The following is a 15783-nucleotide window of genomic DNA, read 5'->3' as shown; positions in this document are numbered from 1 at the left end:
GGCCCCGCGGTTCTCGCGGACTCCTGCCGCCGCTCCCGGCCGGCCGGACGCGGCTCCGCTCCCGGCCGATGAGGCGATCGCCCGCTGGTCGGGCTCGACCGGCTGACGCGGGGTCAATCGGGCATAGCGGCGGAACGCTGCGGGCCCCACCCCTTGCGGCCGGAAGGCCTCGCACGATGGCGTGCAGCCGCGATCTCCCCCGTCGTGAAGACGGCCACCGCGACGAGCACGAGGGCCAGACCGATCCAGCGCGCAGCCGGCATGGGTTCGCCCATGACGAAGACACCCACGCAGAACTGGATCAGCGGCGCGATGTACTGCATCACCGCCATCGTGCTCAGCGGCGTGCGACGCGCGGCGTAGGCGAATGCGAGCAGAGGGGCGAGGGTGACGGCACCGCCGACGACGAACAGGACGACGTGCGAGAGGCCCTGATCGAGGAGCGTCGACTCGCCCGTGAGCTGCAGGATCGCGAGCACGCCGATCGCCAAGGGGAACAGCACCGCGGACTCGCCCGTGAGCGTCGCCACCGGAGCGAGCCGGACCACGCGCTGGACCAGCGCGTAGAGGCCGAAGCACGTGGCCATGAGGAGCGGCAGCCAGACGTTGCCGCCGGCGGCGAAACCCGTCGCCACGACCGCGCCGGAACCGATCGCGAGCGCCGCGATCTGTGTCGCGCGCGGCCGTTCGCGGAGCACCAGCACACCGAAGGCGGCGCTGGCGATCGGATTGAGGAAGTACGCCATCGAGGCGGAGATGACCTGACCGCTGAGCACGGCGAAGATGAACAGCCCCCAATTGGCGGCATTCAGCACGCCGCCCGCGGCGATCAGCGACCACGTCCGTGCGTTGAGACCCCGCAGGCTCCCCCAGCTGCGCAGAACGGACATGAGGACCGCACTCAGCACGAACGCCCAGACGATGCGGTGCATCAGCACCTCGATCGGCCCGGCCGGGACCAGCAACGGCCAGAACAGCGTGGACAGCCCCCACATCGTGAAGGCCGCCGCCGCCCAGAGAAGGCCTCCGCGACGATCGGCGTCGGCGCGGCGGACGGCGGCCTCAGGTGGTCGCACCGTCGACGAAGAGCGTCTTCAGGGGCTCAGGCCGAAGCGCATCCTCGGGAACCAGATGCCTGTCGCGCGCGAGGGCCTGCCTCACAGCCATGAAGTCGACGGGATTGTTGACGCAGTCGGCCCCGAGCAGCATGTCGTCGCGGAAGTAGAGCACCGAGAACTTCTCGGCCGGCACGTCGCCCCGGATCACGACGCGGTCGTAGCCGACGTTGAGGCCCGCCATCTGGAGCCTGATGTCCCCTTGGTTCGACCAGAACCACGGGACGGAGGCGTACGTGCGCGGATCGCCCAGCAGGGTGCCCGCGGCGAACCGCGCCTGCTCGATCGCATTGTTCACGCTTTCGAGGCGGATGCGTGACATCGCCTCGGCGCATCGCCCATAGGGATTCGGAAGGTTGGCGACGTCGCCGACTGCGAGGGTGCTGCCATCCGATGCCACCGAGTGCTCGTCCACCACGATGCCGTTCGCGATCTCGAGGCCCAGCTGCTCGGCGAGCTCGGTGCGCGGCACGACGCCGATCCCCACGATCACGACATCCGCGCGCACCACTGCACCGTCGGCGAGTTCGACGCCGATGACGTGGCCGTCGTCGTCGCCCACCAGGCGGGCGAGGGAGACCCCGGTGTCGATCCGCATTCCGCGCGCGCGATGCGCCTCGAGGAACCAGCTGCTCGTCTCCTCTCCGACGGCACGCCCGATGATGCGAGGCGCCGCCTCGAGCACGGTGACCTTCTTGCCCTGCTTGAGTGCGCTCGCCGCCACCTCCAGCCCGATGAAGCCACCGCCGACGACGACCACGTTCTCGGTCGTCGCGAAGGAGGCCTTGAGCCGCGCGGCGTCGTCGGCATCGCGCAGCGCCAGCACACCGTCCAAGTCGGCACCGGGAATGTCGAGCCGGCGCGGGGCCGCGCCGGTTGCGAGCACGAGCCGGTCGTAAGGATGCCGCGACCCGTCCGCGGTGACGACGACGCCACCCTCGTGGTCACGCTCGACGTGGACCGCCGGCGAGCCGAGCGCGAGCGCGATGCCGTTCTCCTCGTAGTACTCGCGATCGCGGAACCGAAGCCCCTCCGCATCCACGTGGCCGGCGAGGAAGTCCTTCGACAGCGGCGGGCGCTGGTACGGCTCGTGCGTGGAGCCATCGATGAGAGTGATCGGGTGGCGGAACCCGCCCTCCCGCAGACTCGCAGCGAGCTGCACGCCGGCCTGAGAGGCGCCCACCACGACGATTCCGTTCGCCATGTCACATCTGGCTCTCTGGTGTGGTCACGTGGATCCAGCAGCCGTCAGCGAGCACGAGCTGGCAGGAAAGTCGAGAGTTCGGCTCACGGTCCACGGCCGTGGTGTCGAGCATCTCGTCTTCCAGTTCCGAGACCGGCGGCAGCAGCTCAAGGTCGTCCTCGTCGACGAACACATGGCATGTCGAGCACGACATCGATCCCCCGCATTCGGCGATGATGCCGCGCAGGCCGTGGTGCATGGCGATCTGCATCACCGACTCGCCTGCTGCGCCCTCGTACGTCACTTGTTCGCCGGTCGACGAGGTGTAGGTCACCTGTGCGGACATTCCAGCCCTCTCCCGACTCGCCCTGTCACACACCCCGGATGACGACCGGGTCGAGCCCGGTCCCCTCGGGGTACACATCGTTGAAGCACGCCACGGCCTCCGCCGTGAGCGCGGCAGGGATCTCGATCCCGCCGCCGCCGGCGGACCTCGGCGTGCCGAGCGCCGCGACTCGCCGTCGAGCGCCCGCTGCATCCTCGACAGACAGCCACGGTCCGACGTCGTCGACCGTCACGCGGGGATTCGCGAAGCGCACCGACAGCATCCCGCCGTGCCCCCGCAGCCTCACATCGCCGCGGAATCGCAGCTCGCCCGCGCCCGTCCGGGCGTCGAAGTCGCTCGCGTCCTCGAGAGGGAAGACGAAGCCCTCCGGGGAGTCCACAGCGCCGTCCGTCGCGGACATCGCCGTGTCGGGCAGGTGCGCCAGATACGCGAGGAAGCTCGCCTTGATCCCCCACCGCATTCCCCGCAGAGGTGCCGGGGCGGTCGATCCGACCATCACCGATCAGTTCTCCGGGCCCTCGAAGTCGGACAGCGCCTCGTCGGTATACACGCGCTCACCGGGCGAGAAGGTCGCCGGCAGGTACTCGTAGCCGGTGTTCACGCCCTGGCGATCGTATCGACGGGCGCTCACGGAATCGATGCGGTAGTCCGGCATCCGCTCGAGGATCTTCGTGATGATCGTGCGTGCCAGCGGGCGCGCCAGGTGCGAGCCGGCGCACCTGTGGCTGCCGACGCCGAACGCGAGGTGGCGGTTCGGGGAGCGACGGATGTCGACCTCGTCCGGCGTGTCGCCGGCGTCCGCGCCGTCGCGGTTCGCCGACGCCCAGGCGAGCAGCGCGCGTTCGCCGCGCCGCAGCTGCACCCCATGGAATTCGACATCCTTCATCACGGTCCGTGAGAGCGCCTGCGTCGGGCTGAACACGCGGAGGAACTCCTCCAGCGCCGTCTGCATCAGCCCGGGGTCGTCCAGCAGCTGCTGCTTGACCTCCGGGTGCTCGCTGATCCACACCAGCGACTGCCCGGTGAGTGCGGCGGTCGTGCCGACGCCGCCCGAGATCAGGAGCTCGATCATGCTGAACGCCTCTTCTTCGGTGATCGGGCGCCCGTCGACTTCCTGGGTCACGATGAAGCTGATGGCGTCGTCGGTCGGGTTCAGCCGACGCTCGTGGATCACTTCCTCGATGATCTTCGACAGCGCAGGGAGCTCCACCTCGACGGCATGCCGATACGCCTCGCTGCCGATCGGCTCGGCGAGGATCGCACGATGCAGCTTCGCGTGGCGGCGCCAGTCCCTGAGAGGGGCGCCGAGCCATGTGATCGTGACGATCGCGGGCACACCGGTCAGCGTCGAGAAGTCGGCCTCGCCGGTTTCGATGATCTCGTCGATGAACATGTCGACGTACTTCTCGATCATCGGCATCAACTCCTTCACCTGCCTCGGGGTGATGAGCCTGTTCATGATCGAGCGGTACTTCTGCGATTCCGGCGGGTCGAGCTCGATGGGCAGGTGCAGCGCCATGGGCTTCTGCGGCAGCGTGATCGCCTGACCGGTGATCCCGAACTCCGCATGGCGCGCCGAGCTGAAGAGGTCGTCGTCGCGTGCGGCATCGAAGACCGCGTCGTAGCCGCTGAGCAGCCAGTACCCGCCCCATGCCTCTGTCCATGCGACCGGCGCCTGCTCGCGTACGCGCCGGAAGTCCCCGACCGTGTCGGCGCTGTGCCCGGCCGAGTTGTGGTCGAACTCGATCACCGGTGTGCGCTGCTGCTCGCTCAAGGGTTTCTCCACTTCACTGTGTGCCGGCCGACCCGGATCAGCGCGACTTGAGACGTTGCGACTAGCCTAACCATTATCATAGTCTTTGGTCAACGCTCGATGAAGAGGAGGAGCCCATGCGAGTCACCGTCGACAAGAACGTCTGTCAGGGTCACGGCGTCTGCCTCATGGTGGCCGACAGGATCTTCGACATCGACGACGCGGACGGCCTCGCGTGGGTCGTCATGCAGCCGCAGACGGATGCCGAGCGGAACCTCGCCCGTCAGGCGCAGGGCAACTGCCCCGAGCGGGCGATCCGCATCGAGGAGGACTAGCCGGCCAGCTGCGGCAGCACCTGGTCGCGGAAGAGCGCCAGGGTCTGCAGCATCCGTTCGTGGGCCAAACCGAACCACTGCATGCGCAGCACGACATCGGTGACCCCGGCCGACTCGAGCCGACGGAACTCCTCGACGGCTCCTGCGGGGTCGGTGAAGATGTACGCCTCTCTCGCCTTCTGCTCGGCCGCGGCCGGATCGGCGAGCTGCGCATAGTCTGCCGTCCGGTCGGGGGCGTTGTACCTTCCGTACTCGGCGGTGAGCTCGGAGCGGGCGGCGGTGCCCTCGGCGAGCGCCCGCTCGCGGTCTGAGTGCAGCACGAGCTCACGCCGCACGACAAATCTCGAGGACTCCCCCGGGGCGGCCTCCGAGCGCGCCTGCGAGTACAGCCGGATCGCGCGCGTGAGGCGATCGCCGGTGACGTGGGGAGGCACGATCCAGGCGTCCCCGAGCGCGGCCGCCCGCTCGATGCCCGCCTTGTGCGCACCGGCGCCGATCAGGATGCGCGGGCCGCCCTCCTGGACGGGGACGAGGCTGATCTTCTCATCGTCGATGTGGAAGTGGCGGCCTTCGAAGGTCACGCGCTGCCCCGACCACAGCGCCCGGACGATGTGGATCGCCTCCGTGTAACGGGCGATGCGCTCGTCCATCGGCACTCCGAAAGCGGCGAACTCGTTCTCGCGATAGCCCATGCCGAAACCGGCGACCGCGCGGCCGCCGCTCAGGTGATCGAGCGTGGAGAACTCCTCGGCCACGCCGACGGGATGACGCAGCGGCAGGATGAACATGTTGGTGCCGAGTTCGAGGTCCCCGCTGTCTGCTGCCAGCGCCGCCAGCAGAGGCAGCGGCTGCAGCGTCGGCATCGTGCCGAGGTAGTGCTGCAGCACCCACAGCGACGAGATGCCGTTGCGCGAGGCCTCGCGGGCCTGTTCGCGCAGCTGCGGCACCCTTTCGGCGACGCGCGTGCCGGGAGGGAAGTCGTTCATGAGAGCGAGACCGAAGCGAAGAGCCATCCGGGCGGTCCTTTCAGTTGTCGCGGGCACGCGCGAGGAGCGCGTCGACGACGACCGCTCCTTCCCCGTCCGCGCCCACGAGAATCGGGTTGAGGTCCATCTCGCCGAGATCGGGATGCTCGGCCATGAGCCGGGAAGCCGCGGCGACCACGTTCGCCAGCGCAGCCACGTCGTAGCTGTGTCCACGGTGCCCGCCGAGGACGCCACCGACGCGCAGGCTCGCGATCGCGTCGCGCACCGCGACGGCACCGACCGGGCAGGGGAGGAAGACACGGTCGTCGAGCACCTCGGCGAGCACACCGCCCGCGCCGACCATGATCACGGGGCCGAGGGCGGGGTCTCGGACCGCGCCGGCGATCATCTCCATCCCGGCGTACTGCCGTGCGATGAGGTAGGCGTCGAAGTCCAGGCCGTGACGCGCGACCGCCCCGTCGATCGCGTCGAGCGCTGCCGCGAGGGCGGTATCGTCGGCCACGCCCGTGCGAACGAGCCCCAGATCGCTCTTGTGCTGGATGCCGTGGCACAGGCCTTTCACGACGACCGGGTAGCCGAGGGCCGCCGCCGCCGTGAGAGCGTCGCCTCGGGTGCGCGCTGCGCGCTCGACGCTCACCGGGACACCGTACGCGGCGAGGAGGGACTTCGCTCCGGCCTCGTCACGGACGGCCTCGTCGCCGAGCACGCGGCCGGCAGCCGGCGGCTCGACCGCTTCGCGCACGGGGGGCGGTGGGGCGACCCGCTCGAGATCTGCGGTGAGAGCGAGCGCGCGCACCCCGCGGGCGGCGTCCGAGAAGGCGACCACTCCGGAGTCGCGCAGGTACGCGTCCCGCCACTCGGTGAGTCCGTGCGATTCCCAGGCGGTCACGATCATCGGGATGCGCGAGCCCCGCGTCGCCTCCACGATCGCCGGTGTCAGGCGCCTCGAGTCGAACTCGCCCCACGTCGGCAGCGCGACCACGACGGCATCGTGCTCGCCGGCATCGGCGATGGCGGCGAATACGTTCCCCAGCAGCTCCTGGTCGCCGATGATCTGCCCCGTCAGGTCGAGCGGATTGCCTGGGGATCCGAACCGCATCGTGCGCGACAGCGCCTCGGTCAGCGCCGGCGACAGCTCGGGCAGCTCGAGACCCGCCCCCTCGGCGAGGTCGGCCACGTAGCCGCACTCGCCGCCGGAGGGCGACACGACCAGCACGCGCCGCCCTCCGAGCGCCGGCAGCTGCTGCCGGAGCCGCGCGGCGTCCACCAGGTCGTCGACACTGTCGACCACGCGCACTCCGAAGGGGCGCATGAGGTCCCGGAAGACGTCGTACGACCCGGCCATCGCGCCGGTGTGGCTCTGCGCACTGCGCACGCCTGCGGCCGAACGCCCGACCTTGAGCATGAGCACCGCCGTGTCCGTCGCGCGCGCCCGCGCCACGGCATCCCGGAACGCGCCGATGTCGCGCAGCTGCTCGACGTACAGCAGAATCGTCCGGACCGACGGGTCATCCGCGAACGCGGCGACCATGTCGGCGATGCCGACGTCGGCCTCGTTCCCCACGCTGACCATCGCACGCACACCGACGTCGTCGCCCTGCGCCCGGTTGAAGAGGTTCGCGGCCATCCCGCCGCTCTGGCTCACGATTGCGACGTCCCCCGGCAGCTGCCGAGTCGTCACATTGAGCGTCGTGCACGACAGCACGTTCTCGGGAACGCTGATGAGCCCGATGCAGTTGGGGCCGATGACGCGCATCCCTGTGCGAGCGGCCAGCTCGCGGATGCGCTCTTGCGCCACCTGCCCATCCGTCCCTTCCTCGGCGAACCCCGACGAGCACACGACGACGGCCCCGACGCCCGCCTCGGCGCATTCGGCGACGATGTCCTCCACGAGTCCGGCGCGTACGAGGACGTAGGCGAGATCGACACGCTCGGGCACATCGCCGATGCGTCGGTAGCTCGCAAGGCCGCGGATATCGCCCTCGCGCGCCGTGACCGGATAGAGGCGTCCGGTGTATCCGGTGCGGAGGAGGTTGGCGATGGGACGTCCGTTGTGGCGCCCCTCGTCCGCGGAGGCCCCGATGATCGCGATCGAGCGGGGCGCGAGGAGCCGATCCAGGTCCACCTTCGAGGCTCGGTCATCCGTCTGGGTCTTCACGTCGTGCTCCCTCTTCCTCGTCGGACGATGTTGATGCTCAGCAGGACCACGGTGACGGCGCTGCCGGCCGCCGAGACGGCGTACGCGAATGTGATGCCGGCGCTCGAGGGGAACCCCGTCGGCGCGAGTGCGGCCGCGAACACGGCGGCAGCGATCGCGCTCCCGACCGATCCCCCGACGGTGCGCAGAACCTGGTTGAAGCTGACCGCGCTGCCGAACTCGTCCGCGGCGACTCGGCGCGCGATGAGAAGCGGAAGCGCCGCGTACGTCGAACCGACCCCCAGGCCGTTGAGGAACATGCCGAGGAGCACCCAGACCAGGCTGTCGTGCACGATCGCGAGGAGCGCCGCCGACGTCATGACGACGATGGCCCCCGCCGGGAGGACGAGCCGGGACGCGTGCTCGCCCCGCAGCCTCCGGACGACACGGTTCGCGATGAGGGAGCCGATCGTGAACGGCAGCATGACGAAGCCCGCCCACACGAGCGGCAGTGCCGCGCCGTAGCCGGTCGATTGCGGCGCCTGGGCCACGAGGCTCGAGACCGACAGCACCATGTACATCGTCGCGCCGAGGGCGATCGCAGTGCCGTGCGCGATCGCGATGTCGGGATCGCGCAGGACGCGCAGGTCGACGAGCGGACGCCGCGTGCGGCGGCTTGCGAGCACCCACGCCGCGAGCAGGCCGACGGATGCCGCGGCCATCGCGATCGTGGACGGCGACAGCCACCCCCACACGGGGGCTTCGCTGACCGTGAGGAGGAGCGCCGTGAGCCCGCCGCCGAGCAGCACGGCACCGAGGACGTCGAAGCGGCCCCGTCGGAGGGGCACCGGCCGATCGCGCGGCACGACGAACAGGACGACGGCCATCGCGGTCGCCATGAAGAGGGCGCCGAAGACGAATGCAAGCCGGAACCCGCCGAGCTGCGCCAGCACTCCCGTCAGCGGATAGCCGATGCCCGCGCCGGCAGCCCCGGTGACCGCGAGCGTCGACATCGTGGCTCGAAGCCGTGGCCTGGACACGAGTCCGCGGCAGATCGAGATCGCGACGGGGAAGACGCCGTACGCGAGTCCCTGCAGCGCTCGTCCCACTTGGAACACCGCGAAGTCGTCGGCGGTGGCGCACACGAGTGACCCCACGAGGATGACACCGAGCGAGACGACGAACAGGCGGCGCTTGCGGGCTCCGTCGCTCAGACGCCCCATGATCGGGGTGGCGACGGCGCCCACGAGGAGATTGACCGTGAGCATCCACTGTGCCGAGTTCACGGGTACCTGCATCTCGGCGGCGACGCTCGGGACGAGCAGCATGCCGAGCGAGCTGACGATGCCGGACGACAGGGCGGCGTACACCAGCCCCGTGCTGAGCACCCGCTCGCCCGCGCTCGGCACGGCGTCAGTCGGCTGCGGGCAGGCGCATGATCATGCCGACGCGCTTGCAGAGCAGGACGAGTTCGTCGCGCTGGTTGATGCCCCGGTGCTCGAACCACACGATGCCGCGGGTCTGATCGCTCTTCGACTCGCGCTTGTCGAGGATCGTCGTCTCGGCTCGCAGGGTGTCGCCATGGAAGACGGGGTTCGGGAACTCGACGTGCTCGTACCCGAGGTTGCCGAGCGAGGTCTGGAAGACGAGATCGGGCACAGTCATGCCGCCGATGAGCGCCATCGTGAAGAGGCTGTTGACGAGCGGCTTCCCGTACGGGAGCGTCTTGGCGTATTCCGCGTCGAGGTGGATGGGAGCGACGTTCATCGACAGCGACGTGAACAAGACGTTGTCCATCTCGGTCACGGTGCGAGTCAGCGGGTGCCGGATGACTGCTCCCGGTTCCATCTCCTCGAAGTACAGGCCTTTCATATGATGCGTCCCCTCTCCCGCCTCAACGGGCGTTCATGCCGGCGATCTCGTCGGCACGCGCCAGCCATTCGATCGCCTTGTCGACGTGCGCCTTGTCGATGTGTCCGCCTCGGTAGACGACGGCACCGGCACCCTGCTGCGCGGCCTCTTCATAGGCGGCGACGAGACCCTCGAAGAACTCGCGCTGCTCGGGATCGGGCCCGAACACCTCGTTGATGATCCCGACGTGGCTCGGGTGGATGGCGATCTGGCCGCGGAAGCCCAGCTGCCTGCCCTGCTTCGCGAACGCACGCAGGCCGTCGAGATCGTGGATCCTCTCCCAGAGCCCCGTCATGGCGTGCACGCCGGCGGCGCGGCACGCCAGAAGCACGCGGCTGCGCATGGCGAGCGTCTCGAGCCCTTCGGGCGTCCATTCGTAGCCGACCTCCCGCGCGACGTCGGCGTGCTCCGCCGTCGATCCGATCACGCAGCCCATCCGCGGCGTGCTCGTCGCGATCTCCTCGCAGTGCACGAGCGCGCGCGCGGTCTCCATCGGCACGACGAGCTCGACATCCGACGCGCCGTTGCGGGCTTCGACGTAGTCGATCAGGGTCTCGAAGCGCTGCGCGTCGAGCGCCGATTCGATCTTGGGGGCGAACACGGCGTCGAGTCCCGGCCCGACGACGGCCTCGAGGTCGAAGCCGGTCTGCCCGGTGGCAAGGCCGTTGACCCGGACGAGAACCCCGATGTTGACCTGCTCGTCGTGAAGTCGGCGGATGGATGCCGCGACCTGCTCCCGCGCCTGCGGCTTCAGATCGGCGGGGACACTGTCTTCGAGATCGAGGGTGATCGCGTCGGCACCTGAGGCGATCGCCTTGTCGACCCAGTCGACACGGTGACCGGGGACGAACAGCATCGAACGATACGGACGCATGGCGGATCCTTCCTCAGCCGCATCACGGCACGGCCTCTCCGCCGCGTGCGGGTTGCCCCGACTTCGCGGCATTTGATATGTATCATATCCATAGATTCCGATCGGAGCCATTCATGGAAGAGCTCTCTCCCGAGGCCGAGCACGACATCCGCCAGTCCGTCCGCGCGATCTGCGCGAAGTTCCCCGACGAGTATTGGTCGCACGCCGACACGCACCACGAGTTCCCGTGGGAGTTCTACCGCGCGATGGCCGACGAGGGCTGGCTCGGCATCTGCACACCCGAAGAGTACGGCGGCGGAGGCGCCGGTGTGCAGGCAGCTGCGATCTTCATGGAAGAGGTCGCCGGCAACGGCGGTGCGCTCAATGCCGCCACGACGGTCCAGGTGGCCCTGTTCGGTCTGGAGCCGATCGTCAAGCACGGCAGCGAGGAGCAGAAGCGGCGATTCCTGCCCGAGGCGGTCGAGGGCAGGCTCCAGGTGTGCTTCGCCGTCACCGAGCCCGATGCCGGCACGGACACGACGTCGATCACGACGACGGCGCGCAAGGTCGAAGGCGGCTACATCGTCAACGGTCGCAAGGTGTTCATCTCCCGCGCGCTCGAAGCGGACCGGATGCTGCTGATCACCAGGACGTCGCCCCGCGCCGAGGGCGCGAAGCCGACGGACGGCATGACCCTGTTCTTCGCGGAGATGGACCACGAGCACGTCCAGATCAACCCGATCCCCAAGCTCGGCCGCAACGCCATCGCCACCAACGAGCTCGTCATCGACGACCTGTTCATCCCCGACGAGGACCGCGTGGGCGAGGAGGGACGCGGGTTCAGGTATCTCCTCAGCGGCCTCAACGCCGAGCGCATCATCGTCGCCGCCGTCTGCCTCGGGATCGGCCGGGCCGCGCTGCGCAAGACGGTCGAGTATGCGAAGCAGCGCACGGTGTTCGGACGCCCGATCGGGCAGAACCAGGGTGTGCAGTTCCCGCTCGCCGACTCCCTCGCGAAGCTCGACGCCGCCGAGCTTCTCGTGCGCCAGGCCGCCAAGCTCTACGACAACGGCGAGCCCTGCGGAAAGGAGGCGAACGAGGCGAAGTACCTCGCGTCGGAGTGGGCGTTCGAGGCCTGCGACCGCGCCATCCAGTTCCACGGCGGCTACGGCTACACGACCGAGTACCACGTCGAGCGCTACTGGCGCGACGTCCGCATCGAGCGGATCGCCCCGATCAGCAACGAGCTCGTGCTGGCCTTCCTCGGCTCCAACGTCCTCGGCCTTCCCCGCTCGTACTGATGGCTCCCGACATGATCGACGAGGTCTTCCTGTGCGCGTCGACCATCGATGCGGCGCCCCTGCGGGAGCGCATCGTCGCGGCGGCCCGAGCCGGGTACGACGGCATCGGCCTTCGTCCCGGCCACCTCGCCCGCGCTCAGGCCGAAGGGGCCGACACGGACGAGATCCGCAGCGAGCTCGCGTTGCACGATCTCGAGGTGTTCGAGGTCGGATTCCTGTCGGACTGGTGGCTGCCCGACGGTGAGAACGCGAAGTCGCTCGCCCACGAGGCATCCCTTCACTCCCTCAAGAACGCGCTCGGCGGACGTCACATGATGGTGATCGCAGGCCCGCTCGATCGCGGCCTGAACGCGGTGGCGGAGCGCTTCAGGGGTGTGTGCCGACGAGCCGCCGAGCATGACCTCCGCGTAGCGCTGGAGTTCCTGCCGTGGACCGACACGCGCACCGTGGAAGACGCGTGGCGCATCGTCGAGGCCGCCGGCGAGCCCAATGGCGGCGTGGTCGTCGACACGTGGCACTTCTTCCGCGGTGGGAGCACGTTCGCTCAGTTGGAGCGGGTCCCGGCCGACCGCATACCGGTGATCCAGCTCAGCGACGGCCCCCTCACCCGGGTTGGCACAGAGCTCGACGACACGTTCCACCTCCGTCACCTGCCAGGCGCGGGCGAGTTCGACCTCCGCGGCCTCTTCGACACACTTCGGAGGATGGGCGTCTCGTCGCCCGTCGGCATGGAAGTCCTCTCCGACGAGTTGCGCGCCCTCGATACCGACACGGTCGCCCAGCGCACGCGCGACGGTCTCCGTTCGTTCCTCGCCGGCATCGCCCGCTGAGGCCATTGGCCGACCGGACGGCGACCCGATCGCACAGGAACGGGCCGCCGTCCCGTTTCACGCGTGGCGCTGACGCCGGCGCCCGATCAGGAGCGCGAGGAGCGTGACGACCGTGAAGACGACGCTCACGATGACCGACAGGGCCGCGAGCTGCGTCGTCGAGCCGTTCAGCCACATCTTGATCATCGTGAAGCCGATGACCGGCGTATTGATGCCGGCGAGGATGGCCGACCCGGTCAGCTCCCCCGCCATGAGCACGAAGCACAGCGCGAAGCCCGAGATGAACCCCGGCCAGATCAGCGGGAGCATCACCCGGAAGAACGTGCGGCCCTGGCCCGCCCCCGAGACGTAAGAAGCCTCGACTATGTCGTTGCCGACCTGCGCGACGGCGGAGTTCGCCGACACGACCGCCTGCGGCAGATACATCACGATGTACGCCGCGATCAGGATGAACGACGTGCCCGACAGCATGAACGGCGGACCGGCGAACGCCGCGACGAACGCGACCGCGACGACGAGATGAGGGATCGTCGCGGGAAGGCGTGAGACGTTGTCGACGACCTTCGCGAGGAATCCGCTGTTGCGCGCCAGGTACATCGCCACGATCGTGGCGACCACCATGACGATCAGGCCGCCCTGGATGCCGAACATGACCGAGTTCATCAGCGACCGCTGGATCTCGGGATCCTGGAACATCGCAGCGTAGTTCTTCAGGCTGTACTTCGACACGTCGAAGCTGCTCGACCAGAACCCCTGCACCGACAGGAAGATCAGGCCGAGGAATGGCAGGATCGACGTCGCGGCGATGTAGAACAGCACCCCGAACCGCGCGACCCCACGCCACCGTCCGAGCTCGACGGCCGATCCGCGTCCGATGCGTCCCCCGATCGTGCCGAAGCGCTTCGTGCGATTGACCCGGATCTGCCACCACCCGACGAGGGCCACGACGAGGAGCATGAGGATGCTGAGGACGACGGCCACGTCGGTGTCGGGCGGATACGCGAAGGTCAGCAGCCGGTAGATCCGCAGCGACAGCAGCTCGATCTCGGCCGAGACGCCGACCGTCGCCGGGATGGAGAACATGGCGAACCCGATGATGAGCTGGATGTTGAACGCGCCGACGAGCGCCGGCTTGATCGACGGGAGGGTGACGGTCCAGAAGGTGCGGAACACGCCAGACCCGTTCACGCGCGCCGCCTCCTCGAGGGACGGATCGAGGTTGCGCAGCGCCGAGCTGATGCTCAGGTAGCCGAACGGCACGATGTAGAGGACGTAGAGGAAGATCAGCCCGCCCCACGAGTAGATCTCGAACGGCCCCTCTGCCATCTGGATGCCGAAGATCCCCAGGAAGTCGCGGATCCACACGTTGAGAAGGCCGGCGCGCCCCGACGTGAGGGCGATCCACCCCACGGTGCCGGCGAGCGACGGGATCATGAGCGGGATGAGCGGGAGAACCGTGGACGCCCAGCCGATGCGCGCGTCCGTGCGCTCCATGACCCAGGCGAAGAGCGTCGCGATCGCGAGCGACATCGGAATCGAGATCGCGAGGACGACGAAGGTGTTGAGCAGGACCGTCCCGATATTGGGCAGCGCCCAGACTTCGACGAAGGCGCTCAGGTCGAGGCGGCCGTCGGAGATGAACACCGACACGAGGGTGGAGATCAGCGGATACCCCACGAGGATGACGATGCCCGCGGTGACGAGTCCGGCGAAGACGCCGAACAGCGACAGGTTGCGTACGCGTCCGACGACGCGCTGGGCGATCGTCGGACGCCCGGCCACGGTCGTCGTCATTCAGGCCTCTGTGGGGTTCTTGATCGCCAGCAGGCCGTCCGGGATGACCGACAGCCGCACGCGCTGACCCTCGGTGATGTCGGAGTCTGCGGGAGCGAGCGCGAGGATCGTGCGGTCGCCCGCCGTGATGAGGAGCTCGACGTTGAGTCCGACGAACACCCGCGCCGTGACGTCGCCCTCGATCACGAGACTCGCCGGCACCGCTGCGTCGGCACGTTCGACCGGATCCACGCGGGCGTTCTCGGGTCGCCACGTCACGACGCACGTCTCACCGGTCTCGACCAGGTCTCCCGACACGACCGCCGTCGCGAGCCCGAACGGCGTGGCAACCGAAGCGCGCCCGCCCTCGAGCGCCGTCACGTTGCCGGTCGCCTCGTTCGCACGCCCGATGAAGCGGGCGACGTAACGACTCGCCGGGCGGGTGTAGATCGCGCGGCCGGTGTCGAGCTGCGCGATGTGACCGTCGTCGAGCACCGCGATGCGGTGAGCGAGGTGCATCGCCTCCGACTGGTCATGTGTCACGTACAGCGCGGTGAACCCGATGGTGCGCTGCATCTCGAGCATCTCCTCGCGCAGCTGCTCGCGCACTTTGGCGTCGATGTTCGACAGCGGCTCGTCGAAGAGCACGAGCTCACTCTCGGAGACGAGGGCCCGCGCGAGCGCGACCCTCTGCTGCTGCCCGCCCGACATCTGGTTCGGATAGCGATTGGCCTGGGCGGAGACGTCCACGAGATCGAGCACGCGCTCGACGCGCTCCTTGATCTCTGCGCGTTTCACTCCCCGGGTGCGCAGCGGATAGGCGATGTTCTGCGCCGCGGTCATGTGTGGCCACAACGCGTACGTCTGGAAGATCATGCTGACGTGGCGACGCTCGGGCGGAAGGTTCAGCGCGGCGCTGCTGTCGTACACGGGACGCCCCGAGATCGCGACCCGCCCCGAGTCGGGGTGGTCGAGGCCGGCGACGCAGCGCAGCAGCGTCGTCTTGCCGCATCCGCTCGGCCCGAGGAGGACCAGGAACTCACCGCGGTTGACGGCGAGCGAGATGCCGTCGACGGCGGTCACCCGCTTCTCGCCCGGAAGGTGGAAGTGCTTGTGCAGGTCGTCGATTCGCAGCACGGGCTCCAGCCCGGCCCCCGCGAGGACCGTGGCGGTGCCCGGGGCGAGCCGCGGGACCGTCGTGATGGTGCTCTCTGCCGACATGGTGATTCCTTCGAATGCGCGTGGGTGGGGTCGCCCGGA

The 15783-nt window shown here is 68.9% G+C and carries 15 protein-coding genes; 3 read left to right on the top strand and 12 right to left on the bottom strand.

Annotation, left to right across the window (positions count from 1 at the left end; genetic code table 11):
- Positions 1-113: 113 nt before the first annotated feature.
- From rarD to EIO58_RS01565, 5 genes are read right to left on the bottom strand one after another with little or no spacing between them, the layout of a single operon-like run.
- A complete protein-coding gene (gene rarD, locus EIO58_RS01585; protein WP_127817942.1) occupies positions 114-1076 on the bottom strand; it encodes an EamA family transporter RarD in 963 nt (320 codons plus the stop codon).
- On the bottom strand, positions 1063-2319 hold the full coding sequence (locus EIO58_RS01580) for an NAD(P)/FAD-dependent oxidoreductase (RefSeq protein WP_127817941.1): 1257 nt from the start codon (positions 2317-2319) through the stop codon (positions 1063-1065). Before EIO58_RS01580 ends, rarD begins: the two co-directional genes overlap by 14 nt.
- A 1-nt stretch (position 2320) precedes the next feature.
- Positions 2321-2632, bottom strand: coding sequence for a 2Fe-2S iron-sulfur cluster-binding protein (locus EIO58_RS01575; protein WP_240658518.1), 312 nt, complete (start codon positions 2630-2632; stop codon positions 2321-2323).
- A gap of 37 nt (positions 2633-2669) precedes the next feature.
- Positions 2670-3104 carry an HtaA domain-containing protein gene (locus tag EIO58_RS01570; RefSeq protein WP_164861470.1) on the bottom strand — a complete coding sequence of 145 codons (435 nt, stop codon included), beginning with the start codon at positions 3102-3104 and terminating at the stop codon, positions 2670-2672.
- A gap of 42 nt (positions 3105-3146) precedes the next feature.
- Positions 3147-4418 (bottom strand): cytochrome P450, encoded by a 1272-nt coding sequence (locus EIO58_RS01565; RefSeq protein ID WP_127817938.1) that lies wholly within the window; start codon positions 4416-4418, stop codon positions 3147-3149.
- A 116-nt stretch (positions 4419-4534) separates the two neighbouring features.
- On the opposite strand from EIO58_RS01565, the gene EIO58_RS01560 reads away from it, so the two are divergent.
- Positions 4535-4732, top strand: coding sequence for a ferredoxin (locus EIO58_RS01560; RefSeq protein ID WP_127817937.1), 198 nt, complete (start codon positions 4535-4537; stop codon positions 4730-4732).
- Here the strand turns inward: EIO58_RS01560 and EIO58_RS01555 are convergent.
- Genes EIO58_RS01555 through EIO58_RS01535 form a run of 5 tightly spaced genes read right to left on the bottom strand, consistent with a single transcriptional unit; the run spans position 4729 to position 10640 of the window.
- Positions 4729-5745: an LLM class flavin-dependent oxidoreductase gene (locus EIO58_RS01555; protein WP_127817936.1), complete on the bottom strand. Its 1017-nt coding sequence runs from the start codon at positions 5743-5745 to the stop codon at positions 4729-4731. The two genes, EIO58_RS01560 and EIO58_RS01555, sit on opposite strands and share 4 nt — an antisense overlap.
- 13 nt (positions 5746-5758) lie before the next feature.
- Positions 5759-7876, bottom strand: coding sequence for an acetate--CoA ligase family protein (locus EIO58_RS01550; protein WP_164861469.1), 2118 nt, complete (start codon positions 7874-7876; stop codon positions 5759-5761).
- A complete protein-coding gene (locus EIO58_RS01545) occupies positions 7873-9264 on the bottom strand; it encodes an MFS transporter (RefSeq protein ID WP_205789083.1) in 1392 nt (463 codons plus the stop codon). Before EIO58_RS01545 ends, EIO58_RS01550 begins: the two co-directional genes overlap by 4 nt.
- A gap of 4 nt (positions 9265-9268) precedes the next feature.
- Positions 9269-9727, bottom strand: a complete 459-nt coding sequence (locus EIO58_RS01540; RefSeq protein ID WP_127817934.1) for a MaoC/PaaZ C-terminal domain-containing protein — start codon at positions 9725-9727, stop codon at positions 9269-9271.
- 22 nt (positions 9728-9749) lie between these two features.
- A complete protein-coding gene (locus tag EIO58_RS01535) occupies positions 9750-10640 on the bottom strand; it encodes an HpcH/HpaI aldolase/citrate lyase family protein (protein ID WP_127817933.1) in 891 nt (296 codons plus the stop codon).
- A gap of 113 nt (positions 10641-10753) precedes the next feature.
- On the opposite strand from EIO58_RS01535, the gene EIO58_RS01530 reads away from it, so the two are divergent.
- On the top strand, positions 10754-11920 hold the full coding sequence (locus tag EIO58_RS01530) for an acyl-CoA dehydrogenase family protein (protein WP_127817932.1): 1167 nt from the start codon (positions 10754-10756) through the stop codon (positions 11918-11920).
- A gap of 11 nt (positions 11921-11931) precedes the next feature.
- Positions 11932-12750, top strand: a complete 819-nt coding sequence (locus tag EIO58_RS01525; protein ID WP_164861468.1) for a sugar phosphate isomerase/epimerase family protein — start codon at positions 11932-11934, stop codon at positions 12748-12750.
- Positions 12751-12807: 57 nt separating this feature from the next.
- Here EIO58_RS01525 and EIO58_RS01520 read toward each other — a convergent pair whose 3' ends face one another.
- Positions 12808-14544 carry an ABC transporter permease gene (locus EIO58_RS01520; RefSeq protein ID WP_127817930.1) on the bottom strand — a complete coding sequence of 579 codons (1737 nt, stop codon included), beginning with the start codon at positions 14542-14544 and terminating at the stop codon, positions 12808-12810.
- Positions 14545-15744, bottom strand: coding sequence for an ABC transporter ATP-binding protein (locus tag EIO58_RS01515; RefSeq protein WP_127817929.1), 1200 nt, complete (start codon positions 15742-15744; stop codon positions 14545-14547).
- Between the last annotated feature and the right edge of the window lie 39 nt (positions 15745-15783).

It is taken from the genome of Microbacterium sp. CPCC 204701, from assembly GCF_004010105.1.
Classification (GTDB): Bacteria; Actinomycetota; Actinomycetes; order Actinomycetales; family Microbacteriaceae; genus Microbacterium.
This window is presented reverse-complemented; position numbering and strand designations above follow the sequence as displayed.

Excerpts from the sequence above, each read along its gene's own strand:
- EIO58_RS01560 (WP_127817937.1), top strand. The coding sequence starts at position 4,535 with ATGCGAGTCACCGTCGACAAGAACGTCTGTCAGGGTCACGGCGTCTGC.
- EIO58_RS01520 (WP_127817930.1), bottom strand. The coding sequence starts at position 14,544 with ATGACGACGACCGTGGCCGGGCGTCCGACGATCGCCCAGCGCGTCGTC.
- EIO58_RS01555 (WP_127817936.1), bottom strand. The coding sequence starts at position 5,745 with ATGGCTCTTCGCTTCGGTCTCGCTCTCATGAACGACTTCCCTCCCGGC.
- EIO58_RS01530 (WP_127817932.1), top strand. The coding sequence starts at position 10,754 with ATGGAAGAGCTCTCTCCCGAGGCCGAGCACGACATCCGCCAGTCCGTC.
- EIO58_RS01535 (WP_127817933.1), bottom strand. The coding sequence starts at position 10,640 with ATGCGTCCGTATCGTTCGATGCTGTTCGTCCCCGGTCACCGTGTCGAC.
- EIO58_RS01540 (WP_127817934.1), bottom strand. The coding sequence starts at position 9,727 with ATGAAAGGCCTGTACTTCGAGGAGATGGAACCGGGAGCAGTCATCCGG.
- EIO58_RS01570 (WP_164861470.1), bottom strand. The coding sequence starts at position 3,104 with ATGCGGTGGGGGATCAAGGCGAGCTTCCTCGCGTATCTGGCGCACCTG.
- EIO58_RS01515 (WP_127817929.1), bottom strand. The coding sequence starts at position 15,744 with ATGTCGGCAGAGAGCACCATCACGACGGTCCCGCGGCTCGCCCCGGGC.
- EIO58_RS01580 (WP_127817941.1), bottom strand. The coding sequence starts at position 2,319 with ATGGCGAACGGAATCGTCGTGGTGGGCGCCTCTCAGGCCGGCGTGCAG.
- EIO58_RS01525 (WP_164861468.1), top strand. The coding sequence starts at position 11,932 with ATGATCGACGAGGTCTTCCTGTGCGCGTCGACCATCGATGCGGCGCCC.